Genomic DNA, 1,228 nt, shown 5'->3' on the forward strand with positions numbered 1-1,228 from the left:
CTATAATATGAAAGTAGCAGAAAGGTTAAAACAACCTCCCTGTTGGAGAAGGTCATTTTTTCGATACCACTTTGGTATTTGATATAAAATCCTGCACAAAAAAGATATGATTGTTCGATAATTCGTTGCTCTGAGAAACCAGATTCAGCGAGTTTATCAACGAATCGATCAAGCAGTAATAGATACCTTTCCATTAAGTTAATATTTGTTTTATCCATAATATGCATCCTTGCAATAGTGAAATTTTGTCGTCCTGACAAGAAAATAAATAACATAATATTTTACCATGTCAATAGCTAAAACCTATCAATTCTATTAAAGGTATTTTGCAGGTAATGGATTATTAAGTTCTTCAATCGTTATTTGTTTAAGGTGAGCATTATAAAGCCACACTTTGAACTGTTCTAAATAGCGTTCATTTAATGCCTTCAAAGCTTCATTTTCTGCTTCAAGTCTTCTAATTCGTTGAGAAGCCACTTTTAAATTAGCAGGTTTTACAGTGTGTATTGCACCAGATTTGATAGTGGCTTTTTTCACACTGAAGCTTTCTGCAATCCTTACATGACTACTTAAGGATTGTCTTGATGGTCTTTTCCCAATAATCCTTACTAACCTGTCGCACAAAGCGTCCCAAGTTAGTTTTTCATCTATAGACCATGTGTTAATAACATCTACAATCTTCATCTCATGATAACCATTTATATGCTTAGCCATTTATTCTCCTTTTTTTATTCTCTTATGTAATTCATACCATCTATCAGCATTTATGTTCCCATCATTTTTATCATACAGTGTTCTTTTTAAAATTTTATCGTGAATGTTTGAAATCGTTTCGTTATCTAAACCAGAATTCTCAATCGGATAATGTTCACACGGCTTAAACGCATATGAGTGCTTGCAGTAGCCATGTTTTGATACAAGTACTGCACCACTACTAAGTGAATCAAACTCGTCAAGATCCAACACTGGAATATCCTTTTTTCTGTGCTCATTAACACACACTGATAACTTTTGTTCTCTTATTGCTTTAGACATTTGAAGATGCGATCTGTGGTCATAAGAAACATTTTGAGAAATAAGCTTACGTCCAGACCAGCGAGCAATACTAAATTCATCCATACCATTTATTTGAGCAAATGTGTTAAGAAGATGCCTCAGTTGATGTGTTCTCAGCAAATATGGGCTACCATCTTCATTTATATAACCATGTCTTTTAAAGATATTAAAA

The 1,228-nt window shown here is 33.3% G+C and carries 1 protein-coding gene and 2 pseudogenes; all 3 read right to left on the reverse strand.

All coding sequences use genetic code 11. The features are described from left to right. Positions 1-218, reverse strand: a pseudogene (locus INF61_RS22720) (hypothetical protein); the annotation flags it as partial. A 97-nt stretch (positions 219-315) separates the two neighbouring features. Further along, positions 316-714 (reverse strand): hypothetical protein, encoded by a 399-nt coding sequence (locus INF61_RS22725; protein WP_193548156.1) that lies wholly within the window; start codon positions 712-714, stop codon positions 316-318. Beyond that, positions 715-1,228, reverse strand: a pseudogene (locus tag INF61_RS22730) (DNA-binding protein); the annotation flags it as partial.

The organism is Enterobacter cloacae complex sp. P18RS, assembly GCF_014982105.1.
Lineage (GTDB): Bacteria > Pseudomonadota > Gammaproteobacteria > Enterobacterales > Enterobacteriaceae > Enterobacter > Enterobacter hormaechei_C.

Coding starts and splice junctions, on each gene's coding strand:
- INF61_RS22725 (WP_193548156.1), bottom strand. CDS start 714: ATGGCTAAGCATATAAATGGTTATCATGAGATGAAGATTGTAGATGTT.